Origin of the sequence: Pseudomonas sp. Y5-11, from assembly GCF_022368695.1 — a bacterium.
GTDB lineage: Bacteria > Pseudomonadota > Gammaproteobacteria > Pseudomonadales > Pseudomonadaceae > Aquipseudomonas > Aquipseudomonas parakoreensis.
This window is the reverse complement of the sequence record NZ_CP058974.1, coordinates 1,163,293-1,188,618: the sequence shown is the minus strand read 5'-3', so window position 1 is coordinate 1,188,618 and position 25,326 is coordinate 1,163,293. Positions and strand designations below refer to the sequence as shown.

The 25,326-nt window shown below is 60.7% G+C and carries 22 protein-coding genes; 15 read left to right on the top strand and 7 right to left on the bottom strand.

Annotated features, from left to right (window positions below; all coding sequences use genetic code 11):
- Positions 1-191: 191 nt before the first annotated feature.
- On the top strand, positions 192-1,229 hold the full coding sequence (locus HXW87_RS05285) for a LacI family DNA-binding transcriptional regulator (protein ID WP_239778533.1): 1,038 nt from the start codon (positions 192-194) through the stop codon (positions 1,227-1,229).
- A 93-nt stretch (positions 1,230-1,322) separates the two neighbouring features.
- Here HXW87_RS05285 and HXW87_RS05280 read toward each other — a convergent pair whose 3' ends face one another.
- Together HXW87_RS05280 and HXW87_RS05275 are read right to left on the bottom strand one after the other, a co-directional pair.
- A complete protein-coding gene (locus HXW87_RS05280) occupies positions 1,323-1,724 on the bottom strand; it encodes a type II toxin-antitoxin system HicB family antitoxin (protein ID WP_095669259.1) in 402 nt (133 codons plus the stop codon).
- 59 nt (positions 1,725-1,783) lie between these two features.
- On the bottom strand, positions 1,784-1,966 hold the full coding sequence (locus HXW87_RS05275) for a type II toxin-antitoxin system HicA family toxin (RefSeq protein ID WP_239778532.1): 183 nt from the start codon (positions 1,964-1,966) through the stop codon (positions 1,784-1,786).
- A gap of 396 nt (positions 1,967-2,362) precedes the next feature.
- Between HXW87_RS05275 and HXW87_RS05270 the strand changes: the two genes are divergently transcribed.
- A complete protein-coding gene (locus HXW87_RS05270) occupies positions 2,363-2,623 on the top strand; it encodes a hypothetical protein (protein WP_095667822.1) in 261 nt (86 codons plus the stop codon).
- A gap of 24 nt (positions 2,624-2,647) precedes the next feature.
- On the opposite strand, the gene betT is transcribed toward HXW87_RS05270, so the two are convergent.
- Both betT and epsC read right to left on the bottom strand, forming a co-directional pair.
- Positions 2,648-4,609, bottom strand: coding sequence for a choline transporter BetT (gene betT, locus HXW87_RS05265; RefSeq protein ID WP_174377299.1), 1,962 nt, complete (start codon positions 4,607-4,609; stop codon positions 2,648-2,650).
- A gap of 424 nt (positions 4,610-5,033) precedes the next feature.
- Entirely contained in the window at positions 5,034-5,960 is a 927-nt protein-coding gene (gene epsC, locus HXW87_RS05260; RefSeq protein ID WP_095137901.1) for a serine O-acetyltransferase EpsC, read from the bottom strand.
- Positions 5,961-6,146: 186 nt separating this feature from the next.
- Between epsC and HXW87_RS05255 the strand changes: the two genes are divergently transcribed.
- The 12 genes from HXW87_RS05255 to HXW87_RS05200 all read left to right on the top strand — a co-directional run bounded on the left by HXW87_RS05255 (position 6,147) and on the right by HXW87_RS05200 (position 18,608).
- Positions 6,147-7,145, top strand: a complete 999-nt coding sequence (locus tag HXW87_RS05255; protein WP_239778531.1) for a D-cysteine desulfhydrase — start codon at positions 6,147-6,149, stop codon at positions 7,143-7,145.
- A gap of 332 nt (positions 7,146-7,477) precedes the next feature.
- Positions 7,478-8,278 (top strand): cystine ABC transporter substrate-binding protein, encoded by an 801-nt coding sequence (gene tcyJ / locus HXW87_RS05250; RefSeq protein ID WP_041071182.1) that lies wholly within the window; start codon positions 7,478-7,480, stop codon positions 8,276-8,278.
- Positions 8,278-8,943 carry a cystine ABC transporter permease gene (gene tcyL / locus HXW87_RS05245; RefSeq protein WP_003220607.1) on the top strand — a complete coding sequence of 222 codons (666 nt, stop codon included), beginning with the start codon at positions 8,278-8,280 and terminating at the stop codon, positions 8,941-8,943. Before tcyJ ends, tcyL begins: the two co-directional genes overlap by 1 nt.
- Before the next feature lie 3 nt (positions 8,944-8,946).
- Entirely contained in the window at positions 8,947-9,696 is a 750-nt protein-coding gene (gene tcyN, locus HXW87_RS05240) for an L-cystine ABC transporter ATP-binding protein TcyN (RefSeq protein WP_239778530.1), read from the top strand.
- A 469-nt stretch (positions 9,697-10,165) separates the two neighbouring features.
- Complete coding sequence (locus HXW87_RS05235; protein ID WP_047290799.1) at positions 10,166-10,930, top strand: hypothetical protein; 765 nt, start codon at positions 10,166-10,168, stop codon at positions 10,928-10,930.
- A 394-nt stretch (positions 10,931-11,324) separates the two neighbouring features.
- A complete protein-coding gene (locus tag HXW87_RS05230; RefSeq protein ID WP_239778529.1) occupies positions 11,325-12,566 on the top strand; it encodes an SfnB family sulfur acquisition oxidoreductase in 1,242 nt (413 codons plus the stop codon).
- 36 nt (positions 12,567-12,602) lie between these two features.
- A complete protein-coding gene (locus HXW87_RS05225) occupies positions 12,603-13,796 on the top strand; it encodes an SfnB family sulfur acquisition oxidoreductase (RefSeq protein WP_239778528.1) in 1,194 nt (397 codons plus the stop codon).
- Positions 13,796-15,148: an LLM class flavin-dependent oxidoreductase gene (locus HXW87_RS05220; protein ID WP_239778527.1), complete on the top strand. Its 1,353-nt coding sequence runs from the start codon at positions 13,796-13,798 to the stop codon at positions 15,146-15,148. Before HXW87_RS05225 ends, HXW87_RS05220 begins: the two co-directional genes overlap by 1 nt.
- 126 nt (positions 15,149-15,274) lie before the next feature.
- On the top strand, positions 15,275-16,084 hold the full coding sequence (locus tag HXW87_RS05215) for a MetQ/NlpA family ABC transporter substrate-binding protein (RefSeq protein ID WP_095667828.1): 810 nt from the start codon (positions 15,275-15,277) through the stop codon (positions 16,082-16,084).
- A gap of 2 nt (positions 16,085-16,086) precedes the next feature.
- The gene (locus HXW87_RS05210; protein WP_239778526.1) at positions 16,087-17,208 is read left to right on the top strand and encodes an ATP-binding cassette domain-containing protein; all 1,122 of its coding nucleotides are present in this window, start codon (positions 16,087-16,089) and stop codon (positions 17,206-17,208) included.
- Positions 17,198-17,842, top strand: coding sequence for a methionine ABC transporter permease (locus HXW87_RS05205; protein ID WP_027611182.1), 645 nt, complete (start codon positions 17,198-17,200; stop codon positions 17,840-17,842). Before HXW87_RS05210 ends, HXW87_RS05205 begins: the two co-directional genes overlap by 11 nt.
- 136 nt (positions 17,843-17,978) lie before the next feature.
- Positions 17,979-18,608, top strand: coding sequence for a class I SAM-dependent methyltransferase (locus tag HXW87_RS05200; protein ID WP_095667830.1), 630 nt, complete (start codon positions 17,979-17,981; stop codon positions 18,606-18,608).
- 84 nt (positions 18,609-18,692) lie between these two features.
- Here the strand turns inward: HXW87_RS05200 and HXW87_RS05195 are convergent, their stop codons facing one another.
- From HXW87_RS05195 to HXW87_RS05185, 3 genes are read right to left on the bottom strand one after another with little or no spacing between them, the layout of a single operon-like run.
- Complete coding sequence (locus HXW87_RS05195; protein ID WP_182402331.1) at positions 18,693-21,746, bottom strand: efflux RND transporter permease subunit; 3,054 nt, start codon at positions 21,744-21,746, stop codon at positions 18,693-18,695.
- Complete coding sequence (locus HXW87_RS05190) at positions 21,743-22,807, bottom strand: efflux RND transporter periplasmic adaptor subunit (RefSeq protein WP_239778525.1); 1,065 nt, start codon at positions 22,805-22,807, stop codon at positions 21,743-21,745. The genes HXW87_RS05195 and HXW87_RS05190 overlap by 4 nt, the downstream gene beginning before the upstream one ends.
- Positions 22,804-23,907: an efflux RND transporter periplasmic adaptor subunit gene (locus HXW87_RS05185; RefSeq protein WP_047290789.1), complete on the bottom strand. Its 1,104-nt coding sequence runs from the start codon at positions 23,905-23,907 to the stop codon at positions 22,804-22,806. Before HXW87_RS05185 ends, HXW87_RS05190 begins: the two co-directional genes overlap by 4 nt.
- A 202-nt stretch (positions 23,908-24,109) precedes the next feature.
- Between HXW87_RS05185 and HXW87_RS05180 the strand changes: the two genes are divergently transcribed.
- Positions 24,110-25,306 carry an AAA family ATPase gene (locus tag HXW87_RS05180; protein ID WP_182402958.1) on the top strand — a complete coding sequence of 399 codons (1,197 nt, stop codon included), beginning with the start codon at positions 24,110-24,112 and terminating at the stop codon, positions 25,304-25,306.
- Positions 25,307-25,326: the final 20 nt, after the last annotated feature.

Below are 25,326 nucleotides of genomic sequence, written 5' to 3'. Positions count from 1 at the left end.
AATTGGCCCTGAACCGCTGCCGTTCTGCGACGACAGCGCCTGAATCGGTGTCTTGGGCATTCGCTCGAGCGAGTAGCAGACAATGCGCCTTGTTAGCGCTAACATCGCCAGTATTGGCAAGCTCGTCATAGAGCGTCCAATACTGAAAAATTACTTTTATATGCGTTTTGGTTTTTAAGAAGGATTGAGCCTTGAGCCAGGAAAAGCCCCGCAAACGCCGTGGCGCCGGACGCGTGACCCTGAATGCAGTGGCGCGCGAGGCTGGCGTCTCGGCGATTACCGTATCGCGCTATTTCAATCAGCCGGAAACCGTCTCGCCCGAGCGCCGCGAGCGGATCGCGGCGGTGGTGGCCGAGCTGGGTTACGTGCCGAATCTGGTGGCCGGCGGCCTGGCCTCGGCGCGCGGGAAAATCGTCGGCATGGTGATTCCGAACATCTCCGGGCCGATTTTTGCCAACACCATTCAGGGCTTCAGCGACACCCTCAGCCGCCACGGTTATCAGCTGCTGCTGGCGTCGAGTTACTTCAGCACCGAACAGGAAGAAAACGCCGTGCGTGCGTTTCTTGGCTGGTCGCCGGCCGCGTTGGTGCTGACCAGTCATTTCCACAGTTCGGGCACGGAAAAGATGATCGCCGAGGCGGATATTCCGGTGATCGAAACCTGGGATTACCAGCCGGATCGCGAGCCAATGCAGATTGGCTTTTCGCACTATGAAGTCGGCGTGAGCGCTGCGCGTTATCTGCATGACAAAGGCTATCGCCGCATCGCCTTCGTGCAGAACAGCGCACTCGGTGACCTCAGTGCCCTCGAACGTCGCGACGGTTATGCCGCCACCGTGCGCGGGTTCGGCCTTGAGCCTTGGGTATTCGCCCCCGACACCGACCGCGCGCCGTTCGAAGCCGGCAAGCAAGCGATGGAAGCGCTGATGAACGCCGCTCCCCGCCCCGACGCGATCATCTTCGCCAACGACAACCTCGCCGCCGGCGGCCTGCTCGCCGGGCAACGCGCCGGCCTCAGAATTCCCGAAGACTGCGCTGTGCTCGGCTTCGGCGATTACCCGTTCGCCGAGATGCTGTTGCCGAGCCTGAGCACGATCAAGCCACCGGCACTGGAGATCGGCGTGCTGGCGGCAACGCGGGTATTGGAAAGTCTTGGGGTGCTGCCGAGCGATGATGTGCAGCGGCTGAATCTGTTGCAGTGCCAGTTGATCGAGCGCGAGAGCACCTGACGAACATGCTTCTGTAGGAGCTGCCGCAGGCTGCGATCTTTTGATTCTGGCTTTTAAAAGCGAAAGATCGCAGCCTGCGGCAGCTCCTACAGGTTATGCCGACAATTCGCGTAACGCAGCGGCGGCCAGAAATCCGGAGCGGGAACTGTAGCGCTGATCACGCCGGACTGTTTGATCTATACGCTCCAGCAGTTGCTCGGGCAACGTGGCGTTGAAGCGTACCGACTTGCCGAAATAGGGTGTGATATCAAAGTCGACGACACCCCAGATCCCACCCGCATAATCCGGGTTGTCGAGATGTGCATCAATGTCCCGAACTCGAGGCAACGGTGTACCATCAGCCACCAGCCCCTCATAGTGCAGGGCCAGAGCCTCCTGAGTGTTTTCAAAAGCTTCGGCTACCGTGCTCCCTGCGGAGAAGCACCCCGGTACATCCGGGACAATCACTCCGTAGTCCGAGTCGGCATCCTTGTGCAAAACGACCGGGAATTTCATAAACGTGAATCCTTCGTCTGACGTGTCCATAAAAGGACTTTCACTTCCAATAACGGGCTTCATTTCAACCCCGCCTGTTTCAAAATGCTGTTGATCGTCCCTTTGGGAAGGTCTGAATCCGGATGCTTGATCGTCACCCGACCCGGCTTACGCGGATGCTTGTACTGATGGTGACTGCCCCTCACTGCAACCAGATACCAACCATCCTCCTCGATCATCCTGATCATTTCCCGACTACGCATTTCCTTCGCCCTGTTCGACAGCAAGAGCGGGTCACTTTAGGGCGTAAGCAACCGATTTATACACACGATACACACTATGAGAAATATTAGCTGGGTGAACAAACGCTCGGTAATTGGTTCGACCAACGGCAGGCGCGAGCCAGCGAGAAAGGGCCTTGCCGTCCAGATACATTTGAATGCGTCGCGAAATGTGTCTGATTGAGAATGGTTGGCTTGTATTGATGTGGGCTGACTTGACTATGCTCTCAATGAAACCGAGGTGGCCCTTTCGCGGGCAAGCCCGCTCCCACAGGATCTTTGTTGTGTACAGAATCTGTGAATGACCGAGATCACTGTGGGAGCGAGCTTGCCCGCGAAGGCGTCCGATCAAGCACCGCATAACCCGCAGGTACACCCATGCACACCGCCATCATCATCTTCTTCGGCCTGGTCCTGCTGGCCCTGATGCTCTACATCGGCGAGCGCATCGGCTTCAGCCGACAAACCCTGGCCTACAGCTTCGCCGCGCTGTGGCTGGCATTGACGGTGATCAACGGTGCGGTGGGGGTGGTGCATGCCGGGCAGCCGCTGGGATCAGAAATCGCGGTGGGCAGTGCGGTGTTCGGGGTGCCGGTGGCGGCGATGGTGTTGTTCATGGTGCTGAGCGCCGAGTCGTGAAACGTCCCGGCGCTCAGTTGCCGATCAACGTACCAGATGCAGGAACTGCATGTGGCGTTCGTACTGGTCGAGGATGTCGTTGATGATCTGTTCCTTGGTGTAGCCGACCAGATCGTAATCCTGACTGCCCTCGCTCAAGTGCACTTCAGCGCGGTAGTAGCGGCGGTTGTTGAGTTGCTTGGAACCCATGCCACCCCGGGCAAACGACGGCGTGAAGTAGCCGCGCATCTGCACCTGGTAGATGAACGGATGCTGCTCACCGTGGCCGATTTCCAGGCTGATGTTGTCGTGCGCCGGATCCGGCTGGGTGACCACGTTCAAGCCCTTCTCGACGAAGACCGCCGTCACTTCCTCAATCGCCGGACGCACCGTGGTGTCCATGAAGCGGTACACCTCGTCGCGCGACGGGAAGTGCACCGCCTGACTCAGACGCTGGCGCCAGCCGCCCGTGCCGCGCCGCGAACCGGAGACCGGTGCCAGCGAATGCAGTTGCGCGATCTGCTTCTGCGATTCCAGATAGAACGCCTTGTGCAGGCCCCACATCATCAGCAGCAAAATCATCGAGAACGGCAACGAGGTCAGCACCACTGCCGATTTCAGCGCATCGATACTGCCGGAGAACAACAGCGCACTGGTCACCAGCGCGGTCATCGCGCCCCAGAACACGCGCAGCCATTTCGGCCCGTCTTCGTCCGGATTGCCGCCCTTGGCCGACAGGGTGGAAAGCACCACGGTACCGGAGTCGGCAGAAGTGACGAAGAACACGAAGCTGATGAACACCGTCACCGCGATGACCGTTTTGCTCCACGGGTAGGTTTCCAGCAGCAGATAAAGGCTCATCGACGGATTGTCGAGGGCCGACATGCCCAGCGCCGACATACCGTGGTTGAGCACCTGATCGATGGCGCTGTTGCCGAAGATCGACATCCACGCCAGGGTGAAACCGAGCGGAATCAGCAGCACGCCGAAGACAAATTCGCGGATGGTACGGCCACGGGAAATCCGCGCAATGAACAGGCCCACGAACGGCGACCAGGCGATCCACCAGGCCCAGTAGAACACGGTCCAGCCGCCGAGCCAGTCGCTTGGTTTGTCGTAGGCGTAGAGGTCGAAACTCTTCATCGGCAACGCACCGAGGTAGTCGCCGAGGTTCTGGATCAAGGTGTTGAGCAAGTGCTGGGTGGGGCCTGCGAACAACACGAACAGCAGCAGCGCACAGGCCAGCAGCATGTTGATGTCGGACATCACCCGCACACCCTTGTCCACACCGGAGACGGCGACGATGATCGCCGCGCCCATCATCAGCGTGATCAGGCCGACCTGAATCCACTGGGTGTGGGCGATGCCGAACAGGTAGTCGAGACCGGAGTTGAGGTGCAGCACACCAAAACCCATGTCGGCACCCAGGCCGAACACCGTAGCGATAATGCCGAAGCCGTCTACCGCGTAACCGATGGGGCCGTTGATGCGCTTGCCGATCAGCGGGTACAGCGCCGAACGCAAGGCCAGCGGCAGGTTATGCCGGTAGGCGAAATAGGCCAGCGCCATGCCGACAAAGGCGAACACGCCCCAGCCGTGCAGGCCCCAGTGCAGAAACAGAATCTGCATCGCCTGGCGCGCTGCATCGGCGGTGCCGGCCTCGCCTTGCGGCGGTTGCAGCATGTGGGTCAGCGGTTCGGACACGCAGAAGAAGAACAGCGTGATGCTGATCCCGGCGGCGAACAGCATGCCGGCCCAGGACAGGTAACTGAACTCGGGTTCGTCGTGGTCGGCACCGAGTTTGATCTTGCCGTAGCCCGATAACGCGGTGACCACCACGAAGACCAGATACAGCGTCATCGCGAGCATGTAGTACCAGCCGACCGTATTGGCCGCCCAGTTTTGCGCAGCCAGCAACCAGGCGCCGGCCTGCTCCGGCATGGCGATGACAACCAGACCAAACAGCAGAATCACCGTCGCGGCAAAGTAGAACACCGGCGGATTCATGCGCACCAGACCGCTGGCGGGGGTAGACGATGCACTCATGAAACGTGCACCTCGAGGGGTTGAAACGTGGCTGAAATGATCGGACTCAGCAAAGGCAAGCCTCCTGTTGTGAGCGGGCAGCGAACCACCGGTTTAACTTGAATGAACGTTCAAGTTAAACATGGATAGGGTGGTAAGGACTAATCGCAGGGCCAGGCGGTAGTTTTCGTACAGCAGCCCAAGGAGGGGTATGACGCGGGCTTGAGGGGATTCGTTCAACGGAGAATTGGCTGAATGCCATCAACCTGATTCGATGCGAAAATTGTGGCGAGGGAGCTTGCTCCCGCTGGACTGCGCAGCAGTCCCAATCCGGCGTCAGTCGCAATTGGGAGTCCTGCGGCCTCCAGCGGGAGCAAGCTCCCTCGCCACAAACGAACTGGAAATCTTACTTCTGCGTTCCGTCATCATGCTGCAGATTGGCCTGGGTCAGGTTGCTCCCCGCCGGCACACTGCGGGTCAGCCAGACATTGCCGCCAATGGTCGAACCCTGGCCGATGGTGATCCGCCCCAGAATCGTCGCCCCGGCGTAAATCACCACGTCATCCTCGACAATCGGATGCCGTGGATGACCCTTCTGCAACTGCCCGTCTTCATCGGCCGGGAAGCGCTTGGCGCCCAAGGTCACGGCCTGATAAATCCGCACCCGCTCGCCGATGATCGCGGTCTCGCCGATCACCACACCGGTACCGTGGTCGATGAAGAAACTGCGGCCGATCTGCGCGCCCGGGTGGATATCGATGCCGGTGGCCGAGTGCGCAATTTCCGCGCTGATCCGCGCCAGCAACGGCAACCCGGCGCGATACAAATGGTGCGCCAGACGATGGTGAATCACCGCCAGAATCCCCGGATAGCACAACAGCACCTCATCGACGCTGCGTGCCGCCGGGTCACCGTGATAGGCCGCCAGCACGTCGGTATCGAGCAGGCTGCGCAGGCCCGGCAAGGCCAGGGCAAAATCCTGAATGATGCGGATCGCCTGCGCTTCGACATCAGCATCGCCTTGCGCACTGTGCCGGGCGACATAACGCAACTCCAGCCGCGCCTGCGCCAACAACGCATTCAATGATGTATCGAGAGTGTGGCCGACATAGAAGTCCTCACTTTCCTCACGCAGATCCACCGGCCCCAGCCGCATCGGGAACAACGCGCCACACAGCGCTTCGAGAATCTCGGCCATCGCCGCGCGGGACGGCAACTCACGACCACCCTGCTCGCCGCTGGCCCGGCCATTCTGGGTGCGCCACTGATCCCGCGCGGTACGCAGTTGGCTGACGATGGTCTGCAATTGCCAATGGCTGGAACGCTCGCTCACGGTAAAGACTCCTCACAGGCGGCCGGTCTGGCCGCGTCAACGGCGACTACTTTACGACATGCCCACAAGGACGAATTAAGAACCGATCGTGCTGGCCTAAGCACATTTGGCTATAAGCGATTCACGGTTGCCCCGGTAAAACGGCGTGCCTATAGTCCTGTCATCTTTCTCCGCCAGTACGGACTCATGATCAAACAACAGCTGGATCGCTTTAACCGTCTCGACCTGCTCGGCCAACCCACGCCGCTGGAAAAACTTGAACGTCTGTCCGCCTGGCTGGGCCGCGATGTGTACATCAAACGCGATGACCTGACGCCGCTGGCCATGGGCGGCAACAAGCTGCGCAAACTCGAATACCTCGCCGCCGATGCCCTCGCTCAGGGCGCCGACACGCTGATCACCGCCGGTGCCCTGCAATCGAACCACGTGCGCCAGACCGCCGCATTGGCGGCCAAGCTCGGCCTGGGTTGCGTGGCGCTGCTGGAAAATCCGCTAGGCACCGATGACAGCAATTACACCGGCAACGGCAACCGTCTGCTACTGGATCTGTTCGACACCAGGGTCGAGCTGGTGGACAACCTCGACAACGCCGACGAACAACTCGCCGCACTCGCTGTGCGCCTGCGCAGCAATGGCAAGAAACCGTATCTGGTACCGATCGGTGGCTCCAATGCTCTCGGTGCATTGGGCTACGTACGTGCCGGTCTCGAACTGGCGGAGCAGATCAAGGACACCGGCCTGGAATTCGCCGCCGTGGTGTTGGCCTCTGGCAGCGCCGGAACCCACAGCGGTCTGGCGCTGGCGTTGAGCGAAGCGCTGCCGCAATTGCCGGTGATCGGCGTGACCGTCTCGCGCAGCGAAGAAGATCAGCGCCCGAAAGTGCAAGGTCTGGCCGAACGTACGGCGGACCTGCTGGGTGTGAAATTGCCAGTGAACTTCAAGGTCGAGTTGTGGGACGAATACTTCGGTCCGCGTTACGGCGAGCCGAATGCCGGGACACTGGCGGCGGTGAAGCTGTTGGCCAGTCAGGACGCGGTGTTGCTCGACCCGGTGTATACCGGCAAGGCCATGGCCGGGTTGCTCGACGGGATTGGTCGCCAGCGTTTTGATGAAGGGCCGATCATCTTCCTGCACACGGGTGGGGCGCCGGCGTTGTTTGCCTACAGGGATTCGCTGACAAGCTGATCCTCCCTGCTGCAAGAATTTCTGTGGTGAGGGGATTTATCCCCGTTGGACTGCGCAGCAGTCCCCTGCTCTTCAAGTCAGAAGAGAGGGCCGCTTCGCGCCCCATCGGGGATAAATCCCCTCGCCACAATTGATTACATATATTCGAAATTGGAATAACAGAAAGATCATTAAGTATTTTCAAGTCTAAAGCAGACATCTTATAGTCTCGCCGCAGGCGAATTTCGGGCAAGACGCATAAGCTGCTTTAGGGCACGATAACGCAGTCGTTCAACTCCCGGATTCGCCAACTTTCCTTAAGCGTCTTCCATAAGAAAACACAGGGGCTTGTCATGAATTTTTCCGCACTACGTCGCACTCTGCTGGTAGGTTCGCTGGGCCTTGCACTGAGCGCCGGCCTGATCGGCCAGGCAACCGCCGGTGAGCAGCTGCAACAGATCAAGGACAAAGGCGTCATCAACGTCGGCCTGGAAGGCACTTACCCACCGTTCAGCTTCGTTGACGCCGACGGCAAACTGTCCGGTTTCGAAGTCGAGCTCTCCGAAGCCCTGGCGCAGAAACTCGGCGTGAAAGCCAAGATTCAGCCGACCAAGTGGGACGGTATCCTCGCTGCGCTGGAATCCAAACGTCTCGACGTCGTGGTCAACCAAGTGACCATCTCCGACGAGCGCAAGAAGAAATATGACTTCTCCGAGCCGTACACCGTTTCCGGGATCCAGGCGCTGGTGCTGAAGGACAAGGAAGCCAAGTTGAACATCAAGACCGCTGCCGACCTGTCCGGCAAGAAAGTCGGTGTCGGTCTGGGCACCAACTACGAACAGTGGGTCCGCGCCAACGTGCCGGGCGCTGACGTGCGCACCTACGACGATGATCCGACCAAGTTCGCCGACCTGAACAACGGCCGCACCGACGCCATCCTGATCGACCGTCTGGCCGCACTGGAATACGCCAAGAAAGCCCCGAAAACCGTGGCTGCCGGTGAAGCGTTCTCCCGTCAGGAATCCGGTATCGCCCTGCGCAAAGGCGAGCCTGAGCTGCTGGCTGCGGTGAACAAAGCCCTCGACGAGCTGCGTGCCGACGGTACCCTTGAGAAGCTGTCGAAGAAATACTTCAACGCTGACGTCACCAAATAATGGAAGAAGCTTTCCAACTCGCACTGGACTCCGCGCCCTTTCTGCTCAAGGGCGCGTACTACACGGTCATCCTCAGCCTGGGCGGCATGTTTTTCGGCTTGCTGCTGGGCTTCGGCCTGGCCTTGATGCGCCTGTCGCGCTTCAAACTGGTGAGCTGGATTGCCCGCATCTACGTGTCGTTCTTCCGCGGCACGCCGTTGCTGGTGCAACTGTTCGTGATCTATTACGGCTTGCCGCAACTGGGTCTGGAACTGGATCCGCTGCCGGCGGCGCTGATCGGCTTCTCGCTGAACATGGCCGCCTACGCCTGTGAAATCCTGCGTGCGGCGATCGGTTCGATCGAACGTGGTCAATGGGAAGCCGCTGCGAGCATCGGCATGACCCGTGCGCAAACCCTGCGCCGGGCCATCCTGCCGCAGGCCATGCGCACGGCGCTGCCGCCGTTGGGCAACAGCTTCATTTCACTGGTCAAGGACACGGCACTGGCCGCCACCATTCAGGTGCCGGAACTGTTCCGCCAGGCGCAGCTGATTACCGCCCGGACTTTCGAAGTCTTCACCATGTATCTTGCCGCCGCGCTGATCTACTGGATTCTGGCCACGGTGCTGTCGCACCTGCAGAACAAGCTGGAAGAGCGGGCCAATCGGCACGACCAGGAGTCCTGACCCATGATTGTCGTGGAAAAACTGACAAAGCAGTTCAAGGGTCAAGAGGTGCTCAAAGGCATCGATCTTGAGGTGAAGGAAGGCGAGGTCGTGGCCATCATCGGCCCTAGCGGTTCGGGTAAAACCACGTTCCTGCGCTGCCTGAACTTCCTTGAAGAGCCCACCAGCGGCCGGATCAAGGTCGGCGATATCGAGATCGATACCCGCCGTCCTCTGAGCCAGCAACAAAGCCTGGTGCGCAACTTGCGCCAGCACGTAGGTTTCGTGTTCCAGAACTTCAACCTGTTCCCGCACCGCACCGCCCTGGAAAACGTCATCGAAGGGCCGATCGTGGTCAAGAAGATGCCGCGCGAGCAAGCCGCTGCCCTGGGCATGAAGCTGTTGGCCAAGGTCGGTCTGGCCGGTAAGGAAGATGCGTATCCGCGTCGTCTGTCCGGTGGTCAGCAACAGCGCGTGGCGATTGCCCGGGCGCTGGCGATGGAGCCGGAGGTGATCCTGTTCGACGAACCGACCTCGGCGCTCGACCCGGAACTGGTCGGCGAAGTGTTGGCGACCATTCGTGGTCTGGCTGAAGAAAAACGCACCATGGTCATCGTCACTCACGAAATGGGGTTCGCCCGCGACGTGGCCAACCGTGTGGTGTTTTTTGACAAGGGCGTGATCGTCGAGCAAGGCGAAGCCAAGGCCTTGTTTGCCAACCCGAAAGAAGAGCGCACCAAACAGTTTCTCAGCAAGTTTCTGAATCACACCTGAGAAGCTTATTGCCTGGAGTCATTAACTTCCACGGATGGAAGTTATACTTTTCCCGCCTGCACAAATATCTAAACCCCCCCATTCTAAAATCTGTCCAAACAATACATACATGTTCTGCAGCCATTGGATCTAATACGTTGCGCATTTCTTTGCCTGCGAAACGACCCAAACTCGCCCGCACTAAAACAATAAAAACTGCCAAAAAACCGTAGTTCCATTCGCCATTGCGGCTAGGCAGCGTGACCGTACAACGTAGGAATCTTCTGATTAATCGGTAATTCACGGATTAACTAAGACACTCTATTGACACTCTTTCCCGCACACTCTTATCTAGTCGTCAACCGGCACCCATTAGTTGAATCAATTCGCACTCAGCCTGAACAAAAGTTCAGGCTGCATAACCGATTCATCACGCCTTTTGTTTTTTCAAGAAACGGAATTCGCCGCAAGATTTCAAGGAGAGAGCCCGATGATCCGCACTTCGCATACCCCCGAACTGGCAGCCCCGCACCTGGCAGCCGCGCAAAAAAACGCCGTCAACCTGGCCGCGGCCGCGCATCTGCTGATCGATGTCCTGCCGTATCCCGGCATGGACGCCGGCGATCTGATCGAACTGTTCTGGAACAACTGCTACGTCGCCTCACGCGTCCTGACCCGTGAAGACCTCGGCACATCGGTCAGTCTGCGAGTGCCGGAGAGCTTCATCGCCAGCGGTACCGCACGGATTCACTATCGGGTCATGCAAATCGGGCAGGGGCCGGCGCTGTCGGCGGCAACCCGGGTTCAAGTCAAGCTCGACTGCCCAGGCGGCCAGCCTTCGGCGTTGTGCGGGGACGAGAATCAGCAACTGGCGCCGGTCACGGTACCCGACACCATCCGCCGCCAGGGCGTGAATCCCAATCAGATCAAACGCGGTGTGCCCCTGACCATCGAGCCCTACCGGAACATGGCCGAGGACGACGCCATCACCTTGCGCTGGGGCGATGTGCGCATGGATCTGGCCCGAATCACCGCTGCCGATGTCGGCCTGCCGATTCAGGTCTGGGTACCACCGGCAGTGATTGTCGAGGGCGGTGAGGATCTGCGCCTCGACGTGACCTACTGCGTCATCGACTGGGTCGGCAACAACTCACGCTGGGCACCGCCACGGACGCTGAAGATCGGTTGCGTGAGTCCTTATCTGAGGGTGCCGCTGCGCCAGGATCTGAAGGTCGCTGAATCGACCAAGGATTGATGCCGCATTCCTGTACTCATGGGGCTTTGCAGTGAGGGGTTCCAGGGAAAAGTCGCACCGCCCCGATGGACTGCGAAGCGGTCCCGTTTTTTATGATTCAGAAAGGGCCGCTGCGCGGCCTGTCGGGGATAAATCCCTCACCACAGGTTGTACCACCACGGCTGGGAGCCTGTTAACCAACCCGACCACCACCCCTTCTATACATATTCCTAAAAGTTAGTTTATTTAATATTTATACACGCTTAGGGTATATGAACCGGACCACCGGACATTCTTTCGTTCGCCGCACTTTTGCGGCGTTTTTCATGAGATGTGAGGTAGGTAGTATGGTCCGGAACACAATCACCCCAGTGCAGATCGCCAGGGCATTGCGTGCAGCCAGGGAGCGGCACTGATGTCCAGTCTGGCCGATGCAAACGTCCAGTCGGATCTGGACATCGCCCCGTTGTTGTTGCCCGCGCAGGTCTTGCGCAACGACGCCCAAGCCATCAAGGCCGCCCATGAGCTGGCGCAAGTCGCCCGCGTGCAGGCCGCGAGGCGCGACCGCCAGCGCAAGCTGCCGTGGTCGGAAATCGAACAATTCACCCGCAGCGGTCTGGGCAGCATTGCCATCCCCCGTGAATACGGCGGCCCGCAGGTTTCGTTTGTCACGTTGGCCGAGGTGTTCGCGATCATTTCCGCGGCCGACCCGGCGCTGGGACAGATCCCGCAGAACCAGTTCGGCATTATCAATCTGGTACTCGGCAGCGCTACCGAAGCGCAAAAAAAACAGCTGTTCCAGAGTGTTCTGGAAGGCTGGCGCATCGGCAATGCCGGCCCTGAGCGCGGCACCAAAAACACCCTGGAATTGAAAGCGCGCATCACCGCCGACGGCGATGATTATGTGATCAACGGCCAGAAGTTTTATTCCACCGGCGCATTGTTCGCGCACTGGGTGGCGGTCAAGGCGCTCAATGACGACGGCAAGCAGGTGCTGGCATTCGTCCGCCGTGGCACCCCGGGCCTGCGCATAGTCGATGACTGGTCAGGCTTCGGGCAGCGCACCACCGCCAGCGGCACGATTCTGCTCAACAACGTGCGCGTCGAGTCGAGCCTGGTCGTCGATAACTGGAAGATCAACGAAAAGCCCAACACTCAAGGCGCCGTGTCGCAGCTGATTCAAGCGGCCATCGACGCTGGTATCGCCCGAGGTGCCATCGACGACGCCATCGAATTCGTCAAAACCCGCGCGCGGCCATGGATCGACGCTAAGGTCGAACGCGCCAGCGATGACCTCTACGTGATCGCCGACATCGGCAAACTGAAAATCGAACTGCACGCCGCCGAGGCATTGCTGCGCAAGGCCGGGCAAGTGCTGGATCTGGTGCACGCCGCACCGCTCACCGCCGAGTCCGCCGCACGCGCCTCGATTGCCGTGGCCGAGGCCAAAGTGCTGACCACCGAGATCTCGCTGCTGGCCAGCGAAAAGCTTTTCGAACTGGCCGGCAGCCGCGCAACCCTCGCCGAATTCAACCTCGACCGCCACTGGCGCAACGCCCGGGTGCACACCCTGCACGACCCGGTGCGCTGGAAATATCACGCGGTCGGCGCCTATCGCCTCAACGGTACTTTGCCGGCCCGCCATTCCTGGATCTGACGACCGCACACTTTCTCAAAGGCATTGGAGAGAACCATGACTTTTTCCCACCCCGTCGCGGTCATCACCAGCGATGAGCAAGCCCTGATCGTCGCCAGCGACCTGGCCGAAGATTTCAAACGCGACAGTGCCGTGCGTGACCGTGAACGGCGCCTGCCACTGCCGGAACTCGACGTATTTTCCCGCTCCGGCCTGTGGGGCATCAGCGTGCCCAAGGAATACGGCGGCGCTGCTGTGTCCAACGTGACCCTGGCCAAAGTCATCGCCCTGATCGCTCAGGCTGACGGCTCTCTCGGGCAGATTCCGCAGAACCATTTCTACGCCCTCGAAGTGCTGCGCGTTAACGGCAGCCACGAGCAGAAACAGCGGCTGTACGCCGAGGTGCTGGCCGGCCAGCGCTTCGGCAACGCCCTGGCGGAACTCGGTACCAAAACCGCCCACGACCGCGTCACCCGCCTCGAGCGTGACGACGACGGCTATCGCATCAACGGGCGCAAGTTTTATGCGACCGGCGCGATCTACGCGCAGCGCATCCCGACGTCGGTGGTCGATGAAAATGGCGTGCAGCAACTGGCCTTCGTCCCGCGCGACAGCCAAGGCCTGACGGTCATCGACGACTGGAGCGGTTTCGGCCAGCGCACCACCGGCAGCGGTTCGGTGGTGTTCGAAGACGTCTACGTTGCCGCCGACGACGTGATCCCGTTCCAGAGCGCCTTCGAGCGTCCGACCACGGTCGGCCCGCTGGCGCAGATCCTTCACGCCGCCATCGACACTGGCATCGCTCGCGCCGCTTACGAAGACGCGCTGCACTTCGTACGCAGTAAAACGCGGCCGTGGATCGACTCCGGTAATGACAAGGCCACCGAAGACCCGCTGACCCTGAAGAGTTTCGGTCACTTGAGTATTCGTCTGCACGCCACTGAAGCACTGCTGGAACGCGCCGGCGAATCCCTCGACAAAGCCCAGGCCGAGACCAACGCCGAAACCGTCGCTGCCGCCTCGATTGCCGTCGCCGAAGCACGGGCGATCAGCACTGAAATCTCGTTGGCTGCCGGCAGCACCCTGTTCGAACTGGCCGGTAGCCAGGCCACCCTGATCGAGCACGGCCTCGACCGCCACTGGCGCAATGCCCGGGTGCACACCCTGCACGACCCGGTGCGCTGGAAGTATCACGCGGTGGGCAATTACTACCTCAACGATGAAAAGCCGCCACTGCGGGGCACCATTTGATGAGCAAGAAAAAGATTCTGCTCAATGCGTTCAACATGAACTGCATTGGCCACATCAACCACGGTTTGTGGACACACCCGCGCGACACCTCGACGCGCTACAACGCCATCGAATACTGGACCGAACTGGCGCAGTTGCTGGAGCGCGGGCTGTTTGACGGACTGTTCATCGCCGACATCGTCGGCGTGTACGACGTCTATCAGAACTCGGTGGACGTCACGCTGAAAGAGTCGATCCAGTTGCCGGTCAACGATCCGCTGCTGCTGGTGTCGGCCATGGCTGCGGTGACGAAAAATCTCGGCTTCGGCCTCACCGCCAACCTCACCTATGAACCGCCCTATCTGTTCGCCCGCCGCATGTCCACGCTCGATCATCTGAGCCGTGGTCGGGTCGGCTGGAATATCGTCACCGGTTACCTCGACAGCGCCGCCAAGGCCATGGGCCTGCGCGAACAGGTCGAGCACGACCGCCGTTACGATCAGGCCGATGAGTACCTCGAAGTGCTCTACAAGCTCTGGGAGGGCAGTTGGGAAAACGGCGCGGTACTCAATGACCGCGTGCAGCGCATCTACGCGCAGCCGGAGAAGGTGCACAAGGTCGAGCACCACGGCGAGTTCTATCAAGTCGAGGGTTATCACCTCTGCGAGCCGTCGCCGCAGCGCACGCCTGTGCTGTTCCAGGCTGGCAGTTCCGATCGTGGATTGCTGTTCGCCGGGCGTCACGCCGAGTGCGTATTCATCAGCGGCCAGAACAAGCCATCGACCAAAGTGCAGGTGGACAAGGTCCGCGCCAGCGCCGTCGAAGCCGGACGCAATCCCGAGGACATCAAGGTGTTCATGGGCCTCAACGTGATCGTCGGCGCCACCGAAGATGCCGCGTGGGCCAAGCACGCCGAGTACTTGAGTCATGCCAGTGCCGAGGCCGGTGTGGCGCACTTCTCGGCGTCCACCGGCATCGATTTTTCTCAATACGAAATCGACGAGCCGATCCAGTACGTCAAGAGCAACGCCATCCAGTCCGCAACCAAGAACCTGCAGAACAACGACTGGACCCGCCGCAAATTGCTCGACCAGCACGCTCTCGGTGGCCGCTACATCACCGTGGTCGGCTCGCCTGAGCAAGTGGCCGATGAACTGGAATCGTGGATCGCCGAAACCGGTCTCGACGGCTTCAACCTGACGCGCATCGTTACCCCGGAAAGCTATGTCGATTTCATCGAGCTGGTGATTCCGGAGTTGCAGCGGCGCGGGTCGTACAAGACTGCGTATGACAGCGGCAGCTTGCGCGAAAAGCTGTTTCACGCAGGGGCGCAGTTACCTGAGCAACATACGGGATCTTCGTACCGCCGCTAAAAGCATCGCTGGCAAGCCAGCTCCCACAAGGGTCTGTGGCGTTCATAAAACCTGTGGGAGCTGGCTTGCCAGCGATGAGGCCCGACCCGACACCACAAAATTCATGCACTGACTGGAAAAACCACCATGACCAAGAAACTCCTGTCCCACCCAGTCAAAGCACTGGCCCTGGCCTTCGGCCTGTTCAGCTCGGCGGTGTTCGCCGCCGATGCACCACTGAAAATCGGCACCACCGCTGCCTTCGCGATTCCGCTGGAAGCCGCCGTAGAGGAGGCCTCCAGACAAGGCCTGAAAGTCGAGCTGGTGGAGTTCACCGACTGGATCGCACCGAACGTCAGCCTCGCCGCCGGCGACATCGACGTGAACTACTTCCAGCACATCCCGTTCCTCGAAAACGCCAAGGCGGCCTCCGGTTTTGACCTGGTGCCGTTCGCCCCGGGGATCATCAACAACGTCGGCCTCTACTCGAAAAAATACAAAAGCTTCGACGAGTTGCCCGAAGGCGCCAGCGTCGCCATCGCCAACGACCCGATCAACAGCGGTCGCGGTCTGCAACTGCTGGCCAAGGCTGGCCTGATCACCCTCAAACCTGGCGTCGGCTACAAGGCCACCGAAGACGACATCGTCACCAACCCGAAGAAGATCAAGATCCTGCAAGTCGAAGCCGTGCAACTGGTGCGCGCCTACGATGACGCCGATCTGGTCCAGGGCTACCCGGCCTACATTCGTCTGGCGAAGACCTTCGACGCCGGCTCCGCACTGCTGTTCGACGGCCTCGACCACAAGGAATACGTGATCCAGTTCGTCATCCAGCCGAAGAGCAAGGACGACCCGCGCCTGATCAAATTCGTCGACATCTACCAGCACTCGCCGGCCGTTCGCGCCGCGCTGGATAAGGCTCACGGCAAGCTGTATCAGGCCGGTTGGGAAAGCTGAACATGACCGCCGCGATCCAACGGCGACTGGAGATTCCAGAGCCAAAACATGCTGAAAAAACCGAACTGCATCCCGAGCTGAATCGCGCCCACGTGCGCTTCATCGGCCTGGGTAAAACCTACGCGGGTCGGCAAGGCCCGGTGGCGGCCCTGCAAGGCATCGACCTGGCGATTCAGCGCGGCGAGGTGTTCGGCATTATCGGGCGCAGCGGCGCTGGCAAATCGTCGCTGATCCGTACGATCAATCGTCTGGAACAACCGACGGCGGGACGGGTGCTGATCGATCAGGTCGACATCGGCGAGTTCGATGAGGATCGCCTGGTCGCACTGCGCCGAAGGATCGGCATGATCTTCCAGCACTTCAACCTGATGTCGGCCAAGACCGTGTGGCAGAACGTCGAACTGCCGCTGAAAGTCGCGGGCGTGCCGAAGGCGCAACGCGAGCAGAAGGTTCGTGAGCTGCTCGAACTGGTCGGCCTGCAAGCCAAGCACAAGGCTTACCCGGCGCAACTCTCCGGCGGACAGAAACAGCGCGTCGGCATCGCCCGCGCATTGGTGCATGACCCGGACATTCTGCTGTGCGACGAAGCCACTTCGGCGCTCGATCCCGAGACCACTCAGTCGATCCTCGGCCTGCTGCGCGAGATCAATCAGCGCCTCGGCCTGACCATTGTGTTGATCACTCACGAAATGGCGGTGATCCGCGAAATCTGCGACCGCGTGGTGGTCCTGGAACACGGGCGAATCGTTGAGCAAGGCCCGGTCTGGGAAGTGTTCGGCAATCCGCAACACGAGGTCAGTCAGACCTTGCTCGCGCCGCTGCAAGACGCACTGCCGGAAGAGCTGCAAAGCCGTCTGCATGCCCAGCCGCCCTCCCCGGGCGCGGCGGTGGTATTGCGTTTGCAGTTCACCGGGGGCGCCGCCGACGAGCCGGATCTGGCCGCGTTATTTGCCGCCCTCGGTGGACGCGTGAAGTGGCTGCAGGGCGGCGTCGAACGGATTCAGGGTCACGCGCTGGGACAACTGTTGCTGGCAGTCAGCGGCTCGTCCTTGAGCACCGAACAATTGCGCGAGCGCGCCGGGCAGTGGGCGCAACGGGTGGAGGTATCGGGTTATGTGGTTTGATCGTTTGCTCCAGGGATTCATCGACACCTTCCTGATGGTCGGCGTGTCGTCGCTGATCGCCTTGCTGGTAGGGATCCCGATGGCAGTGATTCTGGTCACCAGCGACAAGGGCGGGATCTATCAGGCGCCGCTGCTCAACCGCGCGCTGGGCGCATTCGTGAACCTGTTTCGTTCGATTCCGTTCCTGATTCTGATGGTCGCGCTGATTCCCTTCACCCGGCTGATTGTCGGCACCACCTACGGTGTGTGGGCGGCGGTGGTACCGCTGACGATTGCCGCGACGCCATTCTTTGCGCGAATTGCCGAAGTCAGTTTGCGCGAGGTCGATCACGGCTTGATCGAAGCCGCGCAGGCCATGGGCTGCCGGCGCTGGCACATCGTCTGGCATGTGCTGTTGCCGGAAGCGCTGCCGGGGATTGTCGGCGGGTTCACGATTACGCTGGTGACGATGATCAACTCCTCAGCCATGGCCGGGGCGATTGGCGCCGGCGGCCTCGGCGATATCGCTTACCGCTACGGTTATCAACGTTTCGACAGCCAGATCATGCTGACGGTGATCGTGTTGCTGGTGGCGTTGGTGGCGGTGATTCAGTTGGGCGGCGATCGCCTCGCCAGAGGTCTGAACAAGCGCTGAAGCAAGATCAAAAGATCGCAGCCTTCGGCAGCTCCTACAGGGGAATGCGATCTTCTGTAGGAGCTGCCGAAGGCTGCGATCTTTTAAAGCGCGAAAGCGCTTATAGTCTGCTCAACTCCCCCAAACAGTCCGCCCCATGAAACAGACTCCCACCGATCTGGAACAGATCACCGCCACCACCCTCGGCCACTACAACTCGGTGGCCGAAGACTTCCGCGAAGGCACCCGCGACCACGATGTCAGCCAGAACATCGACGCGCTGTTACGGCATATCCACGGCACTGCGCCGTTCACCCTGCTCGATTTCGGCTGCGGCCCCGGACGTGATTTGCAGACGTTCACCCGCATGGGCCACGTCGCGGTCGGCCTTGATGGCTCAGAGGAATTTGCGCGCATGGCCCGCGAAGACAGCGGTTGCGAGGTCTGGCAGCAGGACTTTCTGAAACTCGATCTGCCGACCGAGCGCTTCGACGGCATCTTCGCCAATGCGGTGCTGTTTCATGTGCCGTTGCAGGAGTTGCCGCGGGTGCTCAAGCAGCTGCATGGCACACTGAAACCGGGCGGGGTGTTGTTCAGTTCCAATCCGCGCGGGGATAACCGTGAGGGCTGGAATGGGCCACGCTACGGCTCATATCACGACCTGGACGCGTGGCGCGGGTTGTTGACGGCGGCGGGGTTTGTCGAGCTTGAACATTACTACCGGCCGGCGGGATTGCCGCGCGAGCAGCAGCCTTGGCTGGCGAGTGTCTGGCGGCGGGTTGGCTAAAGATCAAAAGATCGCAGCCTGCAGCAGCGCCGACATGGGATTACCTGTAGGCGCTGCCGCAGGCTGCGATCTTTTGCTTTTGCCTTATGCTGTCTCTTTCTTCGGCTCGCGAATCTTGTACCAGGCCACATACAGCGCTGGCAGAAACAGCAGGGTCAGCAACGTCGCAACCACGATCCCGCCAATCATCGCGTAGGCCATCGGCCCCCAGAACACTTCCCGGGCAATCGGAATCATGCCCATGCTCGCCGCCGCAGCCGTCAGCAGGATCGGCCGACGCCGGTGCTCGGTCGCTTCCACCACCGCATCCCACGGCGTATAGCCCTTCTGCTCGAACTCATCGATCTGCGTCACCAGAATCACCGAGTTGCGGATGATGATACCGATCAGTGCAAGGATCCCCAGGATCGCCACGAAGCCCATCGGCGTACCGGTCGGCACCAGCGCCAGCACCACGCCGATCAGACCCAGCGGCGCGACACTCGCCACCAGAAACATCTTCTGCACGCTATGCAACTGGATCATCAGGAAGGTCGCCATCAAAAACAGCATCAACGGCAGGACCTTGGCGATCGGTCCCTGGGCCTTGCCGCTTTCCTCGACCGTACCGCCCGTGGCGACTTTGTAGCCGACCGGGAGTTTTTCAGCGAACGCATCAATCGACGGCTTGAGCAGTTTCACCAGGTCGGTCGGCTGGATCTCGTCGCGCACCGAGGCCTTGATGGTGATGGTCGGCAGACGATCACGACGCCACACCAGCGGTTGCTCCAGCTCATACCGCACGGTGGCGAAGGCCAATAGCGGAATCGACGTACCGTTGGGTGTGACGATCTGCAGGTTCTGCAGGGTTTCCGGGGTGCCGCGTTCGGAATCCACCGCGCGGCCGACGACGTTGATCAGGTAGATATCGTCATCGACCTGGGTCAGTGGCGAGCCGCTGACGATGCTGTTCATCAGCTTCGCCACGTCTTCCGAGGACAGGCCGAGCTGACGCGCCTTGTCCTGGGCAATGTCGATGCGCAGCACTTTGCCCGGCTCGTTCCAGTCGTAAATGATCTCGCCGATGTGCTCGTTCTTGTCCAGCTCGGTCGCCAGATCGATAGCGTGCTTGCGCACCTGATCGATGTCCTTGCCGCTGACCCGGTACTGGATCGGACGTCCTACCGGCGGGCCCATTTCCAGCGCCTGCACGTAACTGCCAATGCCGACGAAATCCTTGTGCAAGCGTTGACGCAGGCGTTGGCTGAGGGCTTCGCGGGCCTCGAAGTCTTTGCTGACGATCACCAGTTGCGCGTAGTACGGGTTCTGCAATTGCTGGTCGAGCGGCAAGTAGAAACGGATCGCGCCCTGACCGATGTAAGTGCTCCAGCGCACGATGTCCGGGTCACCCTTGAGCGTGGCTTCGAGCTTGTCCACGGCCTTGCGGGTTTCATCGATCGAGGCGTTTTGCGGCAGGTTCAGATCGACGAGAATTTCCGGGCGATCGGAGGACGGGAAGAACTGATTCTGCACAAAGCGCATGCAGAACACCGCCAGCACGAAGCACAACACGGTGATGCCGATCGCCCACCAGCGGTTGCGCATCGACCACAGCAAACCGTGGTTGAATGCCCGACCAATGCGTCCCGGCTCGCCCTCGTGAGGTTTCACATTGGTGCTGAGGATGTGCACGCCGATCACCGGTGCGAACAGCACCGCGACGATCCACGACACCAGCATGGCCACCGCGATCACTGCAAACAGGGTGAAGGTGTACTCACCGGCAGAACTGGCGTTGAGGCCGATCGGCACGAAGCCGGCAACGGTCACCAGCGTACCGGTGAGCATCGGGAACGCTGTCGAGGTGTAGGCAAACGTAGCCGCCTGCTCCTTGGTCTCGCCCATTTCCAGACGCGTGACCATCATCTCCACGGTGATCATCGCGTCGTCCACCAGCAGACCGAGGGCGATGATCAGCGCTCCGAGGGAAATCCGCTGCATGGTGATGCCGCTGTATTCCATGAACACAAACACCATCGCCAGCACCAGCGGAATCGAGCACGCCACCACCAGCCCGGCGCGCACGCCAAGACTGATGAAGCTGACCACCAGCACGATGATCACTGCTTCGAACAGCGCGCTGGTGAAGCCACCAACCGCCTCTTCCACCACCACGGCCTGATCGGACACCGTATGGACGCCGACGCCAACCGGCAGATCAGCGGTGATCTGGTCGATCCGCTGGTGCAACGCCTTGCCGAATTCCTGAACGTTGCCGCCCTTCTGCATGGCAATCGCCAGACCGATTGCCGGCTTGCCGTCGAAACGGAATTCCGGCGTGGCCGGGTCAACATAACCGCGACTGATGTCGGCGATATCGGCCAGACGATAGAAGCGCTCATTGAGTTTGAGATTGACCTCGGCCAGATCCTTCTCCGACGCGAACTGTCCTGAAGTACGCACCGAGATACGCTCGGGCCCGGCCTCGATCACACCCGCCGGAGTCACGGCGTTCTGCGATTGCAGGCTCTGCACCACCTGACGCTGATCGATGCCCAGTGCCGCGAGCTTGCGGGTGGAGAAGTTCAGGTAAATCACTTCGTCCTGCTGGCCGATCATCTCGATCTTGCCCAGACCCGGCACGTTGCGGATCTCGGCGCGCGCCTGTTCCACGTAGTCACGCAACTGGCGCATGGTCAGGCCGTCGGCGGTAAACGCGTAGACCGAGCCGTAGACGTCCCCGAACTCATCGTTGAATCCGGGCCCCTGAATCCCTTGGGGAAACTGTCCGCGAATGTCATCGATCTTCTTGCGCACCTGGTACCAGATTTCCGGAATGTCCTTGGCGCTGGTGGTGTCGCGCAGGTACACATAGACCGTCGATTCACCGGGGCGCGTGTAGCTTTTCACGTAGTCGAGAGAATCGAGCTCCTCGAGTTTTTTCTCGATGCGGTCGGTGACCTGCTTGAGGGTTTCCTCCTGGGTCGCGCCCGGCCATTTGGTCTGGATGACCATGGTCTTGATGGTGAACGAAGGGTCTTCTTCACGCCCCAGATTGAAGTAAGAGAACACCCCCATCAGCAACGCGACGAACATCAGGTACCAGACGAACGACTGATGCTTGAGGGCCCATTCGGAGAGATTGAAAGAGCCTTTCATTGACTGTCCTCGTCGAGTTTCACGGCTTGTCCGGGTTTAAGACTGTTGACGCCTGCGCTGACCACGCGCTCGCCGGATTTGACGCCGTCGGCCAGCACCACGTTGCCGTCGGTACGGCTGATCACGCTGACGTCACGGGGCGCAACGGTTTTGCTGGAGGTGTCGACCACCCAGATGCGGGTCTTGCCATCGGCTTCCTGCAGGGCAGTGGCAGGCAACTCGATACGCGGCTTGATCGCCGAACTGAGGGTCACGCTGATCGCCGTACCGAGGCGAAACCCCTCCGGGGTGCTGGCCAGGGTCAGCCGCGCGCGGCGGGTGCGCGTGGCGCTTTGAGCCTGCGGTTCGATCTCGCGAATGGTCGCGGTGGTATTGATGCTCGGGTCGAGTTGCCCGGCCACCAGAAACACCACATCGGCGGGGATCTGATCAACCAGTGTGTCCGGCAGGTCGATCACCGCTTCCTTGATGTCCGGTTGCGCCAGAGTCACCACTTGCTGGCCGGCGGTCACCACCTGGCCGGCTTCGGCATTCCATGCGGTGACCACGGCTTTGTGGTCGGCGTGCAGCTCGGTGTAGCCGAGCTGATCCTTGCTCTGATCGACCGCCGCCCGTGCCTGATCGAGCGAGGCCTGGGTGGTTTTCAGATCGGTGATGGCGATGTCCAGTTGTGCCTGCGCGCCCACCCCACGATCAAACAGCGCCTGCTGACGCCGGGCATTGGCCTGGGCGTTGATCAGTTGCGCCTGCACCTTGGCCAGATCGCCTTGGGCCGAACGCAACTGGTTCTGTTGATCGGAGGGGTCGAGCGTGGCGAGCAACGTACCCTTTTGCACCTCGGTACCGACATCGACGTTACGGCTGGCAATACGTCCACCGACGCGGAAACCGGTGTTGCTCTCGTAACGTGCCTGAATGCTGCCGGCGAAACGCCCGAGGGTTTCCTCGTTCAGCGCCTGTACCTTGATCGACAGCACGGGTCGTACCGGCTCCGGAGGCGGCTCGCTTTTCGAGCAGGCGGCCAGCAACACACTGATGGATAACAGCCCCAAACGCTTCATGGCTGTGCTCCCGGTTGCAGATCCTTGTAGGTGTTTTCGGCGATCTCGACTTTCATGCCCGGATGCAACAACTGCCCACCCGCGACAATGACTTTTTCCCCGCCTTGGAGACCGTCGCTGATGATCACTTTGCCGATCAGGTAGCGGCTGACAGTGACGTTGTGCAACTGCGCCTCGCCCTTGTCGTCAACCATCCATACGGCCGGCTCGCTGATGTTTTTGGTCAGCGCCGACCATGGCAATTCCACCGCCGACTTGCCGCTGCCCTTGGCCGTGGCGCTGACCACCGAGCCGAGCTGCATGCCCTGCGGCAGGCTGTCGAGGGTGACTTTGACTTGCACCGTGCCGGACTGCGCCGACACCGCCGGGGTGATTTCGCGCACCGTGCCGGTGGTCTTGATCGCGGGGTTGTCGAGCAGGCTGACGACAATCGAGCGATCGTCAGGGCGTTCGGCCAGCAGCGATTCGTAGACGTTGAACACCGCGTCGCGATCGCCATCGCGGGCCAGTTTGAAAATCGGCGCGGTGGCCTGGACCACTTGGCCGACCTCGGCCTGGCGCTCGGTGATAATCCCCGGGGCATCGGCGATCAGCGCGGTGTAGCTCAATTGATCCTTGGCATTGGCCAGTTGCGCCTGTGCCGCGCTCAGGGCGCTCTGGCTGCTGCGCAAGGCGGCTTGGGCGGAGTCGAATTCGCTCTGGCTGGTGTAACCCTTGGGCAACAGTTTCTGCTGACGCACGAACGCTGCGGCGCTCTGCTTGACCCGTGCCTGCTCGGCGATGACCTGGGCCTGAGCGGAATCGACGTTGGTCTGCAAATCCTTGGGATCGAGTTTGGCCAGCACTTGCCTGGCGCTGACCCGGTCGCCGACATCGACCATGCGCTGGATGATCTTGCCACCGACCCGGAACGACAGTTCGGTCTGCACCCGAGCCTGCACATCGCCGGTCAGGGTCACGGCAGCCGCGTAATCGGCGGGTTTGACCTCTTGCACAAAGACCCGTGGCAGGTACTCCGCCGGGGCTTCTTTCTTGCCGCAAGCGGTCAACAACGTGAGCAGGCTCAGCACGACAACTGTTTTCAATCCGGGACTCGCCATGCAGACTCCTTCCTGTGTACGAACGTGCAAGTGACGATACGACTGTGAGCTTAGAACAGGGTTCAACGTTCGCTCGCGCGATCTCTATATTTCCCCTGTAGGAGCTGCCGCAGGCTGCGATCTTTTGATCCTGCTCTTATAAAGTCAAAAGATCGCAGCCTGCGGCAGCTCCTACAATGGTCGCCTCAAGAGAAGGATTTTCATGCTCAAGACCCTCGCGGTGGCCAATTACCGCTCGATCAACAAACTGGTGATTCCGCTGGGCCGGCTGAACCTGATCACCGGCCCCAACGGCAGCGGCAAGTCCAATCTCTACCGCGCCTTGCGCCTGCTGGCGGAGACCGCTCAGGGTGGCGTGGTCAATGCACTGGCCCGCGAGGGCGGGCTGGACTCGACATTCTGGGCCGGGCCGGAAACCATCAGCCGGCGCATGCGCAACGGCGAAGTGGCGATCGAGCCGACCGTGCGTCAGGGCGTCAAACGGCTGCGCCTGGGGTTTGCCGGAGAGGATTTCAGCTACTCCATCAGCCTCGGCCTGCCCGACTCCAACGGCCACTTCATGTTGCCGGGAGACACTCATCCCAGCCCCTCGCGTTTCAGCCTCGATCCGCAGATCAAGCGCGAATGCATCTGGGCCGGCCCGCTCTATCGACCGGCCAGCCTGCTGGTGGATCGCAACGGTGCGATGATCCGCGCCCGCGAAGCCCGCAGCTGGGACGTGCTGGCGCAACACACGCCGAACTTCGACAGCCTGTTCGACCAGATCGGCAGCCTGCGCAGTTCGCCGGAAGTGTTCCAGATGCGCGAGTTCATCCGCCGCTGGCGCTTCTACGATCACTTTCGCAGCGACGCCGACGCCCCGGTGCGCCAGCCGCAACTGGGCACGCGCACGCCGGTGCTGCACCACGACGGTCGCGATCTGGCAGCCGCGTTGCAGACCATCAATGAAATCGGCGACCCCGAGGCCTTGCAGGTGGCGATCAGCGATGCGTTTCCCGGCGCACGGCTGAACATCGCACCGCTGGCCGGCGGACGCTTTGCCATCGAGTTTTTCCAGGAGGGGTTGCTGCGACCCTTGTCGGCGGCGGAGCTGTCGGACGGGACGTTGCGTTATCTGCTGCTGATTGCCGCATTGCTGACGCCACGACCACCGTCATTGATGGTGCTCAACGAACCGGAAACCAGCCTGCACCCGGATCTTTTGCCGGCGCTGGCGCGCTTGATCATTCGCGCGTCGGAACAGTGTCAGGTGTGGGTGGTGTCCCATGCACGGCGGTTGATTTCGGCGTTGCAGGAGGATCCGGAGTGCAACTGCATCGTGCTGGAGAAAACCTTCGGCCAGACCGGAATTGTCGGGCAGCGGGTATTGGATGAGCCGGCGTGGAACTGGCCGGATTGAAAGCGAAAAGATCGCAGCCT